At 52.7% G+C, this 16,441-nt stretch carries 14 protein-coding genes; 10 read left to right on the forward strand and 4 right to left on the reverse strand.

The features are described 5' to 3' along the window. Positions 1 to 3: 3 nt before the first annotated feature. Both SH302x_RS26010 and SH302x_RS26015 read left to right on the forward strand, forming a co-directional pair. Positions 4 to 1,854, forward strand: a complete 1,851-nt coding sequence (locus SH302x_RS26010; RefSeq protein ID WP_479365963.1) for a NirA family protein — start codon at positions 4 to 6, stop codon at positions 1,852 to 1,854. A gap of 10 nt (positions 1,855 to 1,864) precedes the next feature. After that, a complete protein-coding gene (locus tag SH302x_RS26015) occupies positions 1,865 to 3,502 on the forward strand; it encodes a sulfite reductase subunit alpha (protein WP_479365964.1) in 1,638 nt (545 codons plus the stop codon). A 700-nt stretch (positions 3,503 to 4,202) separates the two neighbouring features. Here the strand turns inward: SH302x_RS26015 and SH302x_RS26020 are convergent. Then, complete coding sequence (locus SH302x_RS26020; RefSeq protein ID WP_479369319.1) at positions 4,203 to 4,385, reverse strand: transposase zinc-binding domain-containing protein; 183 nt, start codon at positions 4,383 to 4,385, stop codon at positions 4,203 to 4,205. Between the two features lie 165 nt (positions 4,386 to 4,550). Here SH302x_RS26020 and SH302x_RS26025 point away from each other — a divergent pair, with 165 nt between their 5' ends. The 4 genes from SH302x_RS26025 to SH302x_RS26040 all read left to right on the forward strand — a co-directional run bounded on the left by SH302x_RS26025 (position 4,551) and on the right by SH302x_RS26040 (position 7,947). Continuing rightward, positions 4,551 to 4,775 (forward strand): hypothetical protein, encoded by a 225-nt coding sequence (locus tag SH302x_RS26025; protein WP_479365965.1) that lies wholly within the window; start codon positions 4,551 to 4,553, stop codon positions 4,773 to 4,775. Between the two features lie 26 nt (positions 4,776 to 4,801). Next, positions 4,802 to 5,497 carry a tyrosine-type recombinase/integrase gene (locus SH302x_RS26030; RefSeq protein WP_479365966.1) on the forward strand — a complete coding sequence of 232 codons (696 nt, stop codon included), beginning with the start codon at positions 4,802 to 4,804 and terminating at the stop codon, positions 5,495 to 5,497. A 399-nt stretch (positions 5,498 to 5,896) separates the two neighbouring features. After that, positions 5,897 to 7,087, forward strand: a complete 1,191-nt coding sequence (locus SH302x_RS26035; RefSeq protein ID WP_479365967.1) for an RHS repeat domain-containing protein — start codon at positions 5,897 to 5,899, stop codon at positions 7,085 to 7,087. After that, a complete protein-coding gene (locus SH302x_RS26040; protein WP_479365968.1) occupies positions 7,087 to 7,947 on the forward strand; it encodes a hypothetical protein in 861 nt (286 codons plus the stop codon). Before SH302x_RS26035 ends, SH302x_RS26040 begins: the two co-directional genes overlap by 1 nt. Positions 7,948 to 8,229: 282 nt before the next feature. Here the strand turns inward: SH302x_RS26040 and SH302x_RS26045 are convergent, their stop codons facing one another. Beyond that, entirely contained in the window at positions 8,230 to 8,370 is a 141-nt protein-coding gene (locus SH302x_RS26045) for a hypothetical protein (RefSeq protein ID WP_479365969.1), read from the reverse strand. A gap of 921 nt (positions 8,371 to 9,291) precedes the next feature. On the opposite strand from SH302x_RS26045, the gene SH302x_RS26050 reads away from it, so the two are divergent. Next, positions 9,292 to 10,785 carry a sigma-54-dependent transcriptional regulator gene (locus SH302x_RS26050; RefSeq protein ID WP_479365970.1) on the forward strand — a complete coding sequence of 498 codons (1,494 nt, stop codon included), beginning with the start codon at positions 9,292 to 9,294 and terminating at the stop codon, positions 10,783 to 10,785. A 5-nt stretch (positions 10,786 to 10,790) separates the two neighbouring features. Further along, positions 10,791 to 13,085 (forward strand): ATP-binding protein, encoded by a 2,295-nt coding sequence (locus SH302x_RS26055; protein ID WP_479365971.1) that lies wholly within the window; start codon positions 10,791 to 10,793, stop codon positions 13,083 to 13,085. A 1-nt stretch (position 13,086) separates the two neighbouring features. Here the strand turns inward: SH302x_RS26055 and SH302x_RS26060 are convergent, their stop codons facing one another. Then, positions 13,087 to 14,265 (reverse strand): hypothetical protein, encoded by a 1,179-nt coding sequence (locus SH302x_RS26060; protein ID WP_479365973.1) that lies wholly within the window; start codon positions 14,263 to 14,265, stop codon positions 13,087 to 13,089. 135 nt (positions 14,266 to 14,400) lie between these two features. Here SH302x_RS26060 and SH302x_RS26065 point away from each other — a divergent pair, with 135 nt between their 5' ends. Both SH302x_RS26065 and SH302x_RS26070 read left to right on the forward strand, forming a co-directional pair. Beyond that, a complete protein-coding gene (locus SH302x_RS26065) occupies positions 14,401 to 14,535 on the forward strand; it encodes a hypothetical protein (RefSeq protein ID WP_479365975.1) in 135 nt (44 codons plus the stop codon). Positions 14,536 to 14,650: 115 nt separating this feature from the next. Next, a complete protein-coding gene (locus SH302x_RS26070; RefSeq protein ID WP_479365977.1) occupies positions 14,651 to 15,352 on the forward strand; it encodes a zinc metallopeptidase in 702 nt (233 codons plus the stop codon). Positions 15,353 to 15,367: 15 nt separating this feature from the next. Here SH302x_RS26070 and SH302x_RS26075 read toward each other — a convergent pair whose 3' ends face one another. Beyond that, positions 15,368 to 16,399 carry a DUF6807 family protein gene (locus tag SH302x_RS26075; protein WP_479365979.1) on the reverse strand — a complete coding sequence of 344 codons (1,032 nt, stop codon included), beginning with the start codon at positions 16,397 to 16,399 and terminating at the stop codon, positions 15,368 to 15,370. Between the last annotated feature and the right edge of the window lie 42 nt (positions 16,400 to 16,441).

Below are 16,441 nucleotides of genomic sequence, written 5' to 3' on the forward strand. Positions count from 1 at the left end.
ACGATGAACGCACCCAACGAAGGTTTCAATATTGAACAACAAGCGTACTTGCAAGGGCTTATGCTGGGTACTGATGTGGCAAGGACGATCCGGAATTTACCTGTCATCAGCAATTCCGGGAACATCGCTGCTGCGATGACCACGATTCAAGTAGGAGGTAAACAAGCCGCACCGGGGATCGAGAGTCACTTGCCCAAGATCCATCTGGAAGCTCAGCAGCGATTTGAATCCGCTGGCAAAACGCTGGTAGCTGAGGAGAAAGCTAAACGCGACAAGAATGGATTGACGATGTGGGAAGAGATTGGCCAGCGTGCCGCCCGCGGTGAATTCCCGAAAGGCACGGATGTCTTTTTGACAAAGTACAGCGGCCTGTTCTATGTAGCTCCGGCACAAAATTCCTACATGTGCCGCATGCGATTGCCTGGCGGTTTCCTGCGGTCCGACCAGCTAGAAGGACTCGCAAATCTTGCTGATCAATTCGCCGGTGGATACGCGGATGTGACCACCAGAGCCAACTTGCAGTTGCGTGAGATCCAAGCTGGAGACGCTCTGCACGTCCTCATGGGTTTGCGCGACTTGGGCATCGTGGCGCAAGGATCTGGAGCCGACAACATTCGCAATGTTACGTGCAGCACGCTGAGCGGTATCGACGAAACGGAACTCATTGAAACGTATCCGCTGGCTCGCAGTTTGCATTATCATATTCTCAACAAGCCAGAGCTGTACGGGCTGCCTCGCAAATTTAACATTGCCTTGGATGGATCAGGCCGCGTCAGTTCACTGGCCGAGACCAACGACATCAGCTTCCACGCCGTACGACTCAAGGACGCTTCGGATGTCACGCCGACCCATAGCGACATTTCCGAAAATGGCGTTTACTTCCTATTGGGCTTAGGCGGCATCACAGGCCATGGCGATTTTGCTCGACCAACAGGCATCTTGGTTTCACCTGCGGAATGCATCGCAGTTAGTGAAGCGATCTTACGCGTCTTTATCATGCATGGCGATCGGACCGATCGAAAGAAGGCTCGACTTAAATATCTGCTAGATGCTTGGGGATTCGAAAAATTCCTCAATGAAGTCGAAGTTCAGTATGGCCGTAAACTTAGCAAGATCGCTGCAAGTGCGTACGAGCGTCCCGACCAGACAGATCGCTGGGCTCATGTGGACGTCCATCCGCAGAAGCAGACGGGGTACTCTTACATTGGCGTGGTTTTGCCCGTAGGACGTATGACGTCCGCGCAATGTCGTGGCCTCGCTTCGATCGCGCGTCGATACGGTTCCGGCGAGTTGCGTTTGTCGGTTTGGCAAAACATCCTCATAACCAACATCGAGAACAAACATCTGGAACATGTTCAGCGGGCAATTGAAGATCTAGATCTCCATTGGCAGGCATCCAGCGTCCGCGCTGGACTAGTCGCTTGCACCGGCAGCGCTGGCTGCAAGTATGCAGGAGCAGACACGAAGCGCCATGCGATGATGATCGCCGACTACCTTGAGGAAGCCATCGAATTGGATCAGCCGATCAACATCCATATCACCGGCTGCCACCACAGTTGCGCTCAACATGCTATCGGCGACATTGGCCTGATCGCCACCAAAGTGGAAGTCGGCGAAGACATGGTCGACGGCTACCACATCTTGGTGGGAGGGAGAACAGGCATTGACCCTGCGATCGGGCAGAAGCTGTTCGAGGCAGTGCCCTTCGATCAAGTGCCTGGCAAGATCGCGGCCATGCTCGAATACTATCTGGCTCACCGCCAGCCGCAGCAATCCTTTGAAGACTTCACCAAGAGCCTGCAGTGGAGCGAAGCCCTGCCGCTATTGTCCGTCAATTCTCCAATCGTTTCATGAAGTGATGCCAATGACTGTTCAATTCGTTCCGGAAACCGCGCCTTTTTCACCTCAGCAGCGTGCATGGCTGAATGGATTTTTCGCTGGTGTGATAGGAGTCATCGAACAACAAAATGCCCAAGGCGGGAGTTCAACGTCACTGTCAGCCGCCGCCGCGATGCTGACCCCGCCTTTGGGCTCCTTCCAAGATGATACCGTCATCGAACAAGATGACGACGATGCGCCGTGGCATGACCCGTCGCTGGCCATCGACGAACGTCTGAACTTGGCGAAAGACCAACCTCCAGCTCGACGATTGATGGCCGCCATGGCTCAACTTGATTGTGGTTCCTGCGGCTATCTGTGCAAGTCATACGCTGAAGCGATTGCCAATGGTTCAGAAAAGAATCTGACGCTATGTTCGCCCGGTGGCAGCGAAACTGCCAAAATGCTTCGCAAATTGCAGAAGGAATCGGTGGCTACAACGTCCTCCGCTCCCTTGGCCAGCCAGCCAATCCAAGCGCCGCCAGGGACTCGCGACAACCCTACGGCCGCAAAGGTCATTAGCGCTGGACGCTTGAATGGCGACGGTTCGGCAAAAGACACCCGCCATGTAGCGATCGATCTCGCTGGTACCAATCTCACCTACAAAGTTGGTGATGCATTGGGAGTCTATCCGACGAACTGCACCGAACTGGTAACGGCCGTGATCCAAGCCGCTGGGATCGCGACCGAGTCTTTGGTGAAAGTGGACGGCCAACAGCTTTCGCTTGCCGAAGCGTTCCAGAAACGCTGCCTGAGATCGATTCCTATGGAGTTGATCGAGGCCAGTATCGCTCATGTAGCGGCGAGACCCAAAGTCAATGGTGCCTTGGCAGCCGATGCAGAGCTTGTTGAACGCCTTCAACAATTTAGTGAGAGCGAAGAACTCGATGCGTGGGACGTGCTTGAGTATTTTGAAAGCTTCCCATCACTGCACCTTACACCGCAATTGATCGTTGACAGTCTCAGTCCACTCCGCCCGCGACTTTACTCGATCGCCAGTAGTCCAACAAAGTTTACCAGCGAAGTCCACTTGACGGTTGGACGTGTGGAAACGCAACTGCGTGGACGTCAGCGAAAAGGAGTTGCATCAACCATGTTTGCAGATCGCGTATCGCAAGGTACGGAGGTCAAAGTCTTCATACATCCCTCGCATGGGTTTACGATCCCAGAAGATCACTCGGCTCCTATGATCATGGTCGGACCAGGTACGGGCATCGCGCCGTTTATGGCTTTCTTGCAGGAGCGAGAAGCTCTCAACGCGACGGGTCGCAATTGGTTGTTCTTTGGCGATCAAAAGTCCAGTTGTGATTTCCTGTATCGAGAACAACTGACCGCTTGGCAGGAGTCTGGGTTACTCACCCGATTGGACTTAGCATTTAGCCGCGACAGCGACCAGAAGGTTTACGTTCAGCATCGCATGCTGGAGCAAGGTGCCGAGCTATTTCAATGGCTAGAGCAGGGGGGATACTTCTTTGTTTGCGGTGATGCCTCGCGCATGGCCGTCGACGTTGATCGGACGCTGCAAGAGATCGTGGCTAAGTTTGGCCATCGATCTGCTGCGGATGCCAAGGCTTATGTCGCGGAACTTACCAAGAGTAAGCGATATGTCCGGGATGTTTATTGATGAGAAAACCTAGCACACCAATCCCATGGCAAAGACTGGGCAGGAGAATGGGGGCAGGAGAATGATCAAGGAATCTATTCTACTGCCCTGATTCTCCTGCCATAAGAAATCCGGTCGCCCTTAGCGCACCAATCTCATGGCGAAGACTGAGCGCATCGCCCCGCTTCGCGTCGATGCATGCACCGCAGCGCGATCCAAATCCCACTGGCTTGTCCAGTGGATTTTTGGGTTTCTCGCTACAGCAAAGAGCCCGCCAAAACGGGAATCCCACCGGCTCGTCCAGTGGATCGTTCGGCTTCTTGCTTTGCAGTAACGACTTTAGCAAGAAACGGAACGATCTCCTGAGCAAGCCAGGAGCATTAGTGGTAGAGGGGTCGTTTGTTCGTAGGCATGTAGCGAGAAACGGAACCTCTCCCGGACAAGCCGGGAGCATTAGAAAGACAGAAGACCAAGGCACATCGTTCTGAGATCGCGAGCTCTGAGCGACCGTTGGGCTTGCCCCAACGCGTCGCAACAGGATTGGTGTGCTAAGCCTCGTGCCAACCCCCACCCCTTTTCCGGTTGGCCGCTCAGCGGCCAACCAAAAATGATCGGTAAGTGGGAGGCGTTTGCAGTTAGCGCACCAATCCTATTGCGAAGACTGGGCACAAGGCCCAGCTTCGCTTTCCCAATGCCGCTGCTTCGCAGCTCTGACGGGTGCCTAATGCATTTGCATTCGCCCTCCGCCGAATAGCTCAGTCAGTTCGTGTGGCGCAGTGAAGACGATGTGATAATACTTGGTATCCAGCTCCCAGGACTGGATCGTATCGAGCCATTTCTTACGCTTGAGCCAACCGCAGTTGGGGCAATGACGATTGGAGCATGGCGAATACAGAATGCGTATGTCTTTGCCAGCAGTGGTTGGCGGTGCGAAAAAAGTCGAATGAACGGGAACTCAGATGCTAGGAATACACCGCAAGAGTTGGGAGTTTCGCCAGAGTTGCTTTCAAAATAGTTGTTCATTCATCCTCTCGCGGTTCTCTTTTCTCTCGCGGTGTAAAAAAGGCGAATGATCTGGCAGTACTTGAAGGATATCTTGCATCGCGTACTAGCAGGCGAGACTCAATACGAGAAACTTTTGCCGGACGTATGGAAGCAGGAGCATCCCGAAGCGATTCGCGAGTACCGGGCAGAGGAAAGCCGCTATAAATCAGACCGCAAGCAGATAACACGAGCCCGCAGAATCATCTCCGCCAAACTCAAACGCCAGCAAACCCAGGGCCAATCCAACTAACCCCAACAACTGGTTGTGGTGGACGCTTGCCATTCAATCCAGCGGTAAGCTTGGAGCTTCCCAAAGCGGAAGTTCGCTTGCCCATGAATTACTTAACAGAGCCTGAGGTAGAGCTGTTGATCAATCAGCCCGATGTGAAAGACGAGCTTGGCATCCGTGACCGAGCATTACTAGAGATCTTTTACTCTAGTGCGATTCGTCGCCAGGAGCTACTGTCGCTTGGGGTTTATGACATTGATCGCAGTCGTCGGTTGTTGATGATCAGCTTGGGCAAGGGGCGTAAGGATCGCGTGGTACCGATTGGTGTGCGAGCCTTGCAGTGGCTTGAAAAGTATTTGGCCGATGTGCGTCCTTGGTTGCTGGCCGGTCATGGTCGCAAGCGATTGGGGCCAGCGGCGTTGCCAACAGATCGAATCTTCTTGAGCAACACGGGCAAGCCGCTGCTGCCCGGTCAAGCTTCGAAGATGGTGCGAGACTATTTGGATCAGGCGGGGATTCACAAGAGCGGCGCGTGTCATGTGATTCGTCACACGACGGCAACGTTGATGCTTGAGAACGGCGCTGACTTGCGGAGTCTGCAAACGTTGCTGGGCCATGCGAATTTGAATACGACTCAGATCTACACGCACGTGACCATCGATCGCTTGCGTAAAGTGCACGACGCCACGCATCCGGCCAAACCAGATGTCGAAGGCACCTCAGCAACTCCGCCCGCTGAGTAGCTCAGCGACTCCGTTCGCTGAGTAACCCGTAGCCCAGCGACTCCGTTCGCTGAGTAATATGTAGCTCAGCGACTCCGCCTTCTTCGTTTAACCGTCAGCCGCCAGGCGTACGCGTTCTTCTTCACCTGCCTCATCAAGCCGAAGGCTTGTCACAATTGCTGCCGTGGCCGATTCGGCCACGGTTTGAATCTGCAGTTGTCCCCTCAGGCCCGGAGGGCCGAGATAATTGATTTGTGCCAGCCCTTCGGGCTAATCGGTCTCAAGGAATCCCAAGGTCCGGTGGCCTGCGGCACACCGGCAATAATTGCTACGGCCCTTCAGGCCGCCACCTCAAACTTCCGCCAAATATCCCGCCCATCTCGCACCACCGCTCAACTGTCACTCTCTATAATGGAAAGCATGCAGTCTCAAGCCTCATCACTTCCGGTTAATCCCACATCGCATCGAGCAACCTCGATTAGCGACTGGGCTACGTTGTGTGCTCAAGATGCAAACTATTTGAACGCCACTGTTTCATTCAATGGTTCTTTTTCTTTCCAGGCAAAGTCATCTGACGCGTCAGTCTCAAATAGCAAGTCATCACATCACGAGTCCGCAGCAGCCTGCATCACTTGCACATCCTCATCGCTCATCGGCAACAGTGATTGGCCTTCAGAAGTTGCACTAGCGCAGCATCGCAACCAACAGTACTCGATCTACGCTATGATCAATTCCAGCGGCAGCGTTGTAGAGCGCTACGCTTACACCGCTTACGGTCAACCAACGGTGCTGAATGCATCCGCCTCAGTCATAGCGACAAGCGCTCATGACAACCGCTACACCTACACCGCCCGCGAGTGGGATCATACCGTCGGCTTGCATTACTTCCGAGCAAGGTGGGTTAGTGGGAATAGTGGAAGGTTTACGGGGAGAGATCCGATTGGATACCAGGATGGATCTTTGCTTTACGCCAACCATATGGAAATCAACAAAGTTGATCCCCTAGGATTGAGTTTTATATTCCCTTCCAAGGTCTCCTGTGAATCATTCTTGGTTGATATTCAAGAAGGGATTCTCGGGGAAACGTCTGGTATTCCACGTGAGGTTCGACGCAGAATAACTGCAGGTGGTGACTACCTTTTCTGCAGTGACTGCAGCGGCGTTCAGAACCGATCTTGGCGTGAGCAGAGTGGACGATGCAATATCTGCCTTTCGGATACAGCATCAGCCTATCTCGATGAATGGATCGCAATCCTAATGCACGAACTAACCCACTGTAAGCAATATAATTGTCCTTTGCGGGGGCGGCCTATCATACCTGGGCAACCTATTCCACTACCACGTGGTACGGTCGGGGGACCGAGCTGTGGAGCATGTCAGACAGCAGAGCGCGAAGCTTACAAAAATCAATGCAACTTCTTGTATCCTACACGACCTGTCACTGCCCAGCGCTGTATTCAAGCCGGTATCTGCTATAGCTGTCAGGGGGTTTGTCGTGAAAACAGGACGTTTCTCAGAAATTGTAGGGAAAAAGAATTTCCGACTTATTTTCCTGAGCCACTTCCATACCCGATGGGACCTATTGCTGTCAGTGTGAAAGCAGTGAACTGATGAATGGTCGGATTTCTCGGCTCAATTTTACTACCCGTACCATATTGATCGTAGCCACGGTAATCGGTCTCTTCCTGTATTTATGGGTTATTCCAAGAAGAGGTAGACAATTAGCGATTTATAGACTTGAAGCCATGGAGACGTCTGACATGTCGATATGGATAGTAACTCGAGATGCCAGCTGGCTTGAAGGGCGTCTGGGGTTTGAGGGGTCCGTATCGGATTTAATCGTTACAGGAACCTCAATTGACCATCCTAGTTTTGATTTGTCCTGTTTAACGGAGTTTCCGGAATTGGAAGTATTGGAGTTGAGTGGACTGCAACTAGAACACTCACAAGGGGCAGGATTGTTTCCAAGCTACATCCACAGTCTTGCATTAACTAATTGCACACTTCAATCTACTGCGCCTGGCAGCTTCTTTCGTAATGGTCTCAACAACCTCAAAGAGTTAGCAATCGATGATTGCCACTGGTTCGACGACCGTTTGTTGTCGTCAATACTGACTCCGAAAAATCGTGTTGAGTGCCTCAGTTTAACTGACTGCCAAGTCGAGCTTTCATCAAACTACAATTTTTCAAACAGAAACCTTTTTACATTGGAGCTTGTTCGTGTTCCTGCAACGTGCGATCATCTCGTACATTTTTTAAGGGAAGTACGAAGTTTAGAACTGCTTGGTGTAGAGCAAGGAAATTGGAATGACACCTGCTCAGGCGTGCTATTGGATCGTGGTGTGAAGACGTTTCACCTAGCACTTACTTCTGACAGATTGTCTCACTCGCGGAAAGAAGAAATCAGAAATTCGGTACGCGTATTTATATACGAAGAAGTTCCAAAGAGCATGAAGGAATCACCACAGTAAAGAGCAAATAAGAATTGCCCCACCAGGCTGGGACTAGAAAGGGAATCAACGCTAGCTGAGGTGGCCCAGGGTTCACCAAGTAAGAGATAGTAACGAGTGATTAAAACGGCTGCAAGCTGTGGACGGTCCTTCTCCCCAGCTTTGCAGTTATTCAATGTTTTCTCTACAGAATTACCAGGTACTAATCTAATTCGCAGTCGCGGTTTGCAGGGCTCAAGAGCGAGCTAGAACGCAGCTCAATGGCCACAATCCGTGTTGATAGTTGTTCATTAAATGCGGATTTCACTGGCTGATGCCAACGAACTCTAACCAGCGCATCACGAATTCGTCGGCTTTTGATAAGAACTCAATTTGAGAAGAGTAAATCTCTGTACCATCTCCCAACGGTTCGTCGATATCGAATACTTCGATGAAGTCGAGCATTCGATGGCCAAAGTCGGCTTCATACTTGTGGAAAAAAACTCGGCCTTTTCCAAAGCGTGCTCAAAGCTGCGTGCATTGACTATTATAACACGTTCTTCAATCCGACCTCTTGCATTTCCATTAATTCGAAATTCAAAAAAGCACTTAGCTCCGAACCAAGTTCCATCCATAATGATCTCAGTTGCGATGTGGGATTAACCGGAAGTAGCGTGGCTTGAGACTGCATGCTGGCCATTATAGAGCTGGCCGTTGAGCGGTGGTGCGAGAGGGGCGGGATAATTGGCGGATATTTGTGCAACGGCCTGAGGGGCCGTAGCAATTTTGGCCGGTGTGCCGCAGGCCCCCGGACTTTGGGGTTCCTTGAGACCGATAAGCCCGAAGGGCTGGCACAAATCATTTATCGCGGCCCCCCGGGCCTGTGGGAACAACTGCAGATGCAAACCCTGGCCGAGCCGGCCACGGCAGCAATTGTGACAAGCCTTCGGCTTGAAGAGGCAGATGCGGCGAGGTCAATTGGCAAGTGGACGCGTAGGCGGCTCGCCCTCCCCGGTCGCTCGTGGAACTCGCGGCCGACCCTCCCGCAAGCGAGAGGGTGAAGAAGAACGCGTACGCCTGGCGGCTGACGGTTAAACGAAGAAGACGGAGTCGCTGAGCTACGTATTACTCAGCGAACGGAGTCGCTGAGCCACGTATTACTCAGCGAACGGAGTCGCTGAGCCACCCTCCTTCCTGGGCGAGCAATGTTGGAGAATTCTTGCGAAGTAACCACTCTGAAGGTAGGAATTTTCAGGGTAGAAGCTAGAATCCGAAATTGTTGGCAGGAGCTTTTCAACAACGAAGGAAAGCTCCGATGGCAGTATCAGACTTGGCAGGTAAGGCAGCGCGGCACTTACTTGCGTTTGCTCATTGTTAAAGGATAAAATGACTTCCGTACCCGCGCGCCTGCTCTTAATTGACGACGATCGTGGCATGTTTGCTTTGGTTCAAGGCTTAGTTGATCCAGACAAAGTGTCCGTTCACTGGGAGAAAACTCTTGCCGCTGGCGTTCAAGCCGCCGAGAAACTGCGAGCCGACTTGGTGATCCTCGATCACTTGCTACCCGATGGAGATGGCATCGATCGCATCGATGAACTGATTCAGCAAGATCGATTGCGTCCCATTCTGTATGTTACCGCACTGGCTGGCTCGAACACGGCGATTGAAGCGATCAAACGCGGCGCGTTCGACTATCTTTCCAAACCGATCGATTTCGGACTTTTGCGCGATCGAATTGCCGAAGCGATTGAGTACCGTCAATTGACTCGACTGCCCGTAGTGGTTGGGGTGGGCGCGGACCAGGCGACTCAAAGCGATGTCTTGGTGGGTCGCTGCCGCGCTATGCAAGAAGTTTACAAAGGCATTGGACGGCTGGCTTCGTTGACTTCCCCAGTTCTGATTGAAGGGGAGGTTGGCACAGGCAAAGAGATGATTGCACGAGCCATCCACCAACATGGCCGCAGCAAAGAAAAGCTGTTCTATACGTTAAGCGCGGAAGATTTCGAAGATGAACAATTCGCTAGTCAGCTTTTCGGAAAACCGTCCCACGGGGATCAAGCCCGAATTGGAAAGCTACAAGCTTGTGAGGGCGGTACCCTGTTGATTGAAGAGATCGGTTCAGTTTCATTGGCCACGCAATCCAAACTGTTGCGGTTCCTGCAAGAGCCGCTATTGGATAGCAAGCCTGTCGATGTACGTGTGGTAATGACCACGTCTATTGGCAGCAAGCAATTGGTGGAAAGGGGTAAGCTGCGCAGCGACCTTTATTATTTCTTAAGTCCGTATGTCATTCGCGTTCCGCCGTTGCGCGATCGGCAAGAAGACTTTGAAATGTTGGTAGCTCACTTTATGCAAGAGCTCGCAAAGGTCTCTGCTCCGCATCACAGTCAATCGCCTCCGCGTGTCAGCCCCACGGCGCTCAGTATGCTCAAGACCCACGACTGGCCGGGGAATGTCGCTCAGCTCAAGAGCGTCTTGCAAAGCGTGCTGATGGAATCGCGGGGTGCCGTACTGGCAACGGATGCATTGAATCGGGCTTTGGACACTCGGAAGATTGCCTTGGCCACTAGCAGTTCCAATGATAGCTTCGCAATGACCGCTGAATCTTGGAATTTAAGCAAGTTTGTCCAAGAACAGGTCGAGGAAAAGACGGATCGATTGTATGAAGAGGCCATCCACCGGCTTGATCAACAGTTGTTGACTTTGGTTTTGCAGCACACCAAAGGCAACCAAGCTGCGGCGGCTCGCATCCTTGGTATCACCCGCACCAGTTTGCGAAGAAAGATAATGAGTTCAAAAATACAACTTTCCATCTTTGGCAGCGAAGGCAATCGCGATCCGGCATTGATGGATCACGATTCCGAAATGGACATTGAGTAGCTCACATGACGGCCCGTCCTATCCCCACCATCAATACCAGACGCTTAACAGCTTGGTACATTGTTGCGCTGGGCATGGTAGGTTTACTGACTTTCGCGGGTCAGTTAGCCGTCCAATACTTCTTGCAGCGACTGCAAAGTGACGCCAGAATTGTTAATATTGCGGGCCGTCAACGAATGCTCAGCCAGCGACTGCCGCTGCTGGTCCAAGTAGCCCAGAACGCTGATCGCGAGGCGATCGATGCGATGCGTTTTGGTGAACAGCTCAGCGAATTGCAGTCGCAACTGAGCTTATGGAAAGAGAGCCATCAAGGTTTGCAGAACGGTTCCCAGCAACTTGGCCTGCCCGGCAACAACAGCGTCACGGTGATGCAACTTTTTCGGGATGTAGATCCGCATTTCGTGAGGTTAGAGGAACTGATTTCGCGTTTTGTCGCTGATTCCATCGCGATGGATACCCCTTATCGATTCACGGACGACGAGAGCCGCGATTTGCTGCGACACTGCCGTGGTTTTCTGCTGGGAATGGACCGCATCGTTTCGCAATACGAAACCGAAGCCAACAGCCGAGTCAATCGGTTGCGCGTTTTTGAAAGGGGGCTTTTGGTTGCAACCATTTGCATACTTTTGACCGAAGGCGTGCTTATCTTTTCGCCAGCAGTCTCATCATTGCGTCGCACCTTCGAGGCGCTGCAGGCGACAACGGATCAAGTACGTTTAGCTCAGCAACAGGCCGAGCAAGCGAATGCGGCCAAGACCGATTTTCTCGCCAAGGTGAGCCACGAGCTCCGAACGCCGCTGCATGGTTTGCTGGGAATGCTGGAGTTGGTCCAACGAGGCCGACTGACACGAGGCCAGCGAGCGAAGATCAGCTTAGCTCAAGAAGCGTCTCAAACACTGCGACGTTTGGTCGATGACTTGTTAGATGTCGCATCGATGGAATCTCGCAAGGATGTGCGGTTGCAATCGAAAGCCATCGATCTTCGCGTTTTGGTGCGATCGGTTGTGAATCTGATGGACAATCTGGCACAGCAAAAGGGACTGCGCGTGCGTTGCGAGCTGGATGACCAACTACCTAGCAGAGTGCTGATCGATGGGGATCGCCTGAAGCAGGTGCTTGCGAACTTAATGCAAAATGCGATTCGTTATACCGACCGAGGACATGTCGAATGCAGAGTCTATCTTGTGTCATCAACTCTTGCAGCCCTTGGCGATAAAGCAATCGACGCGTCGACACCTTCCAACACGAGCGACGATTCTTTGCGTCCATCCAACCAGGCAGACCAGCCAGCGCAGGCAGTGGATGTGACCTTTGAAGTGAGCGACACCGGCAGAGGGATCGCTGCAGAAGACCAAGCACAGATTTTCGAAAGCTTTGTACGAATCGATGCTTCGCACCAAGATCAAATGTTTGGCAAAGGCTTGGGGCTTGGCCTGCCCATCAGTGCATCGCTGGTAAGGCTTATGGGCGGCAAACTTGAACTAAACAGCCAGCTTGGTGTCGGCACGGTTTTTCGATTTACCATTCGTTGCCCTCTTACCACAGAAGAGCTGTCGGTCGCGGCACCGGATTCGCGGGCGCTCAAGCGACCGCAGAGCCCGCTTGTGACGAGGGGCGTGTTGGTGGTAGATGATTCGCAAACCAATCGATTGTTGATGCGCGCGTTCCTTAAGCAGTTGGGCTTTTCCGTACGTTGCGTGAGCACATTGAAAGCGGCCAAGAAAGCGATTCGGTTGCTGAACCCTGGCATCTTGTTGCTAGACCGACAGTTGGCTGATGGCGACGGGATCGATTTTGTGCGGCAGTTGAACATGGAGTCGATTCGATTGCCGATCACTTATATCGTGACAGCGGACATCAGTACCCAACCAGACACGCTTCCAAGCGATTTGCCGATACAAGGCATTCTGCATAAGCCTATCAGCATTGATGAATTGTCCGATGCCTTTCGGCTCCATGAGCAATCGAGGGGCTTACTCACGGCAGCCGAAATCGAGCCGTCTTCAACGCCACGCCACGAGTTCGCAAAGCTGGAAGAGCAATTGCAAACCATCCTCATGGAACAACTGCCAGAAGAATTGGAAATGATTGACGCAGCTTATCGTACTCAGGATTACGATACGATTCGCGTGGTGTCACATCGCGTACGTGGAAACGCCGCCAATGCTCGAATGGATTCGATTGCGAGTGTTGCTTTGCAACTTGAATCTGCGGCGACGGAAGGCCAGTCGGCGGCAGTAGGGCGCGTGATCCATTCGCTTCACGATCAATACGCTCAACTACGATCCGGTCGGGAATAGATCAGTGGGTCGTGCCGGCGAATCGTCGTTCGTAGTAGATGCGTAAGCCCTTGAGTCCATGATATAGCCCGCCGCATTCGAGCGGTTGGTCTTTGGTTGCTTCCAGCATTTCACACAACCGAACAACGGCACGCTCTAGCCACGCTGCGTCGATCTCATCATCCCCAAGCGCATAGGCCGCGACTTCGATCTGATGTCCGGTTGCAGATATCATCAACGATAGATCGGCGGAGGTACCTGGTCGTTGAAAGTAATTTGCCGACAAGCTGCCATCGCTGTTTTGAAATCGCTTCATCGTCGAAAGCGCGTTTTGAAGTGCTTTCTCGGCTGCTTGGAATGCAGGCCGATCGGCGTAGTTGTATTGCCTGGCGCTTTTAACAGCACGAGCCAAGCCCATCAATCGATGCGAACCGCCGCAAGCACTTTCGTTGATGTCCTGTTCCGCTTCAAATTCGACCAGCGTATCGATGTCTACGGTTGTGTTGTCGATAGCAACCCAAGTTTGCTTCTCGGGACGATACATTGCCGCAGCAGCCAACGTCCATGAGTATTCGTCCATGGGATTATTGGTGACATCCAACAGCGTTTGATCAATCCAGTCTGCAAACGTATGCTCGCGGCCGGCAACCATAATCTTTCGATCCAGCGGAACATCGACCTGAGCCAAATACCCTATCCACTGATCGACATGGCCTTGGCTGCGATACCCTCCGGCTTCCAAACGCGCTCGCACACCAACACGACCATCGCCCAGCGGAGTTCCTGGATAGAGTTCCCAGCCCGCTAGTTCGCCGCCGTCTAACAGATAGTCGAGCGCTGAAACGCGTTGATCGCCCACTTGCAGCGGCAAATCGGCCCCGTAGGCGACCAAACCATGCAGGACTTGCCAAGCGGCATTCCGATCGACCGACAACAAGCGGTGATTCAAGTTGTACTGCAGCGTAGCGGCGACTAGATCTCGCACGTTGGCCTCTGGCGAGGTCGACCGCGTGGCCGCAGCAACCGGTCGCTCTGACTGCGTTTGCGTTTGCGACGACGAATCTGGACTGCGCGAGCAACCAAAGCTGCAAAGCGCTAACAACGTCAATAGACTGCCCGTGCAAGCGACACGGGACTGAGCAAGTCGGCCGCTAAAAACGCGGCGGTTATGACGCTTCCGAACATTTCGACTCGTGAACATTTGGCAAACTGGACGGGTGAAAGTTAGTCGGATGAAAGGCAGGTGTGGTCGCTTCCTGGACATCGGCATGAAACGCTCGTACGAACCGCCAAGACCCAACGATAAGCCAGTCACTGAATTTCGCAAGCGTGCAAAATGGCAATTCGAAAGATTCGCGTCCTGTCGGCTAAACTCGATGGAAAAACGCAGGCGATGCCTGCCAAAATTGCGGCATGCCGATTGCTATTTAAGGTTCGCTGGTATCCGTCGCAGTTAGACTGCGTTGCGTAGCACCATTTGTTTTTGAAGTAGTGGACAAACCGCTATGATGCAGTGCACGTAACATTAGCAAAATCCTCCGTGGCAAAGTTGTCTTCAGAGAAAATTTAGAAAGTTTGGTAGTCGAATGATTTTTGATCCGCTATTGATGATCATGTTGGCGCCGGTTCTATTGCTGGCGTTTGCCGCTCAGGCGTTGGTGAAGAGTCGATTTGCGTGGGCGTCGCAGATTGCGGCTAGGATGACGGGAGCTCAGGCGGCGCGGCGAATTCTGGACGCTCATGGGCTGCATGATGTTCAGATTGAAGCAGTCGCTGGTGAGTTGTCGGACCACTATGATCCACGCACGAAGGTGGTTCGGCTGAGCTCTGGCGTGTATGGCACCAACTCGATGGCAGCGGTTGGAATTGCCGCGCATGAAGTTGGACATGCTTTGCAAGACGCTAGAAATTATGCCCCCCTGGTGATCCGAAACTTGGCTGTCCCGGCTGCTAATTTTGGCGGCAACCTAGGCTCGATTTTCCTGATGATCGGGATGACCATGTTGATCAGTGGTATGCCGCTGGGTCGATACGCAATGTTGTTGGGCATTGTCATGTTTGGCGCGACCGTCGCGTTTCAACTGATCAACTTGCCAGTGGAATTCAATGCCAGTTCACGAGCCAAGACGGAGCTTGTTTCGCTGGGTATCGTATCAGGACCTGAACTCGGAGCGGTGAGCAAAGTGCTTAATGCCGCTGCTTTGACTTATGTTGCCGCCACCTTGCAAGCAGTCATCACGCTGCTCTACTACATCATTCGTTTTTCGCAGTACTCCGATCGGCGTTAGGCCGATTGAGGTCGGCTATTTATGCCAAGCGTTCCATTGTTCATCCAGCCAAGCTCGATCAATCGGCTTGGCCGTGGTGAGGTAACGATATTTGGCCTTATAGGGCCGCTCCTTGGTTAATTCAAAGGGGGCTTCTACGCAGGGCGAGAAACAGAAATATGGTTTGGTAGGGTGCAGTCGGACCGCTTGTGGTGCGCGAAAGTTGCCGATGTGAGAGAGGACTGCAATCGTGGCGACCTGGTCGTCTGACGCGGTCGGCTTGCCGTCGGTATCGAGCGATACTCCTTGGATAGCCACCCATTTGGTATGCGTATGGTTACCCTCAATACGATCCTGCATAGCATCGTTCACCATGTTTGCGCCGTAATAGGAAAAGCTTGGATTTGATTTCGCAAAGCCATCTTCGGGTTGCAGCCAAGCGACTGGTCCTCGATACGCTTGCCCTCCGTAGATGTACTGCTCAATTTCCAGCGGCAAGGGCGTGAGTGCCGTTTGAGTAGACTCGATATCGAAGTAAAAATAGTCCGCGTGACTTGCGTAGGCCGTGATGATCCAGTGTTCTCGCAAAACGTCGACCATCGGTTCACCCATTTTCTGGTGCAGCAGATCGACTTCGATTCGTACCTGAGTTGGCGTTTGGTCGATACCGGTCACTTTTTCGTGAGAGACCCGGCCGGTACGTTTGGCCAAATTCCAGAAATCGACCTCTTGGCCATCGTAGCGCGTTTTGGTCCAAGCGGAAAAGATGCCCTGTTGGTGTTCGTGATCGGCAGGAAAGCTGGCCGTGACACAGGCCCCGTCGGGCGTGAGGACGGGGTGCAGAAAGCCGCTGCGTTCAAAGATCGGATCGACGCTTGGCGGAGCTGCGGGGGAGGCGATGTTGTAGGTAAATACCTGCTGGTCGTCGGCGTAAACTGTAATCGAACGATCATCTTGCTTTACACGTAATGATTCAGCGGTCGCAATTTGCGGGAGGATGGCGGCCAATAGCAGGCTAAAGACGCCCGTGATTGGAGCCATGAGGAAGTTGGATTGCAAGGTTTCCATTGGGAACTCCAGGTTGGTAGAGAACGGGCGTTTCTACACTGA

Source organism: Njordella calcicola, from assembly GCF_056494125.1.

Excerpts from the sequence above, each read along its gene's own strand:
- SH302x_RS26075 (WP_479365979.1), bottom strand. The coding sequence starts at position 16,399 with ATGGAAACCTTGCAATCCAACTTCCTCATGGCTCCAATCACGGGCGTC.
- SH302x_RS26035 (WP_479365967.1), top strand. The coding sequence starts at position 5,897 with ATGCAGTCTCAAGCCTCATCACTTCCGGTTAATCCCACATCGCATCGA.
- SH302x_RS26070 (WP_479365977.1), top strand. The coding sequence starts at position 14,651 with ATGATTTTTGATCCGCTATTGATGATCATGTTGGCGCCGGTTCTATTG.
- SH302x_RS26050 (WP_479365970.1), top strand. The coding sequence starts at position 9,292 with ATGACTTCCGTACCCGCGCGCCTGCTCTTAATTGACGACGATCGTGGC.
- SH302x_RS26065 (WP_479365975.1), top strand. The coding sequence starts at position 14,401 with ATGGCAATTCGAAAGATTCGCGTCCTGTCGGCTAAACTCGATGGAAAA.
- SH302x_RS26025 (WP_479365965.1), top strand. The coding sequence starts at position 4,551 with ATGATCTGGCAGTACTTGAAGGATATCTTGCATCGCGTACTAGCAGGC.
- SH302x_RS26055 (WP_479365971.1), top strand. The coding sequence starts at position 10,791 with ATGACGGCCCGTCCTATCCCCACCATCAATACCAGACGCTTAACAGCT.
- SH302x_RS26040 (WP_479365968.1), top strand. The coding sequence starts at position 7,087 with ATGAATGGTCGGATTTCTCGGCTCAATTTTACTACCCGTACCATATTG.
- SH302x_RS26010 (WP_479365963.1), top strand. The coding sequence starts at position 4 with ATGAACGCACCCAACGAAGGTTTCAATATTGAACAACAAGCGTACTTG.
- SH302x_RS26015 (WP_479365964.1), top strand. The coding sequence starts at position 1,865 with ATGACTGTTCAATTCGTTCCGGAAACCGCGCCTTTTTCACCTCAGCAG.
- SH302x_RS26045 (WP_479365969.1), bottom strand. The coding sequence starts at position 8,370 with ATGCTCGACTTCATCGAAGTATTCGATATCGACGAACCGTTGGGAGAT.
- SH302x_RS26060 (WP_479365973.1), bottom strand. The coding sequence starts at position 14,265 with ATGTTCACGAGTCGAAATGTTCGGAAGCGTCATAACCGCCGCGTTTTT.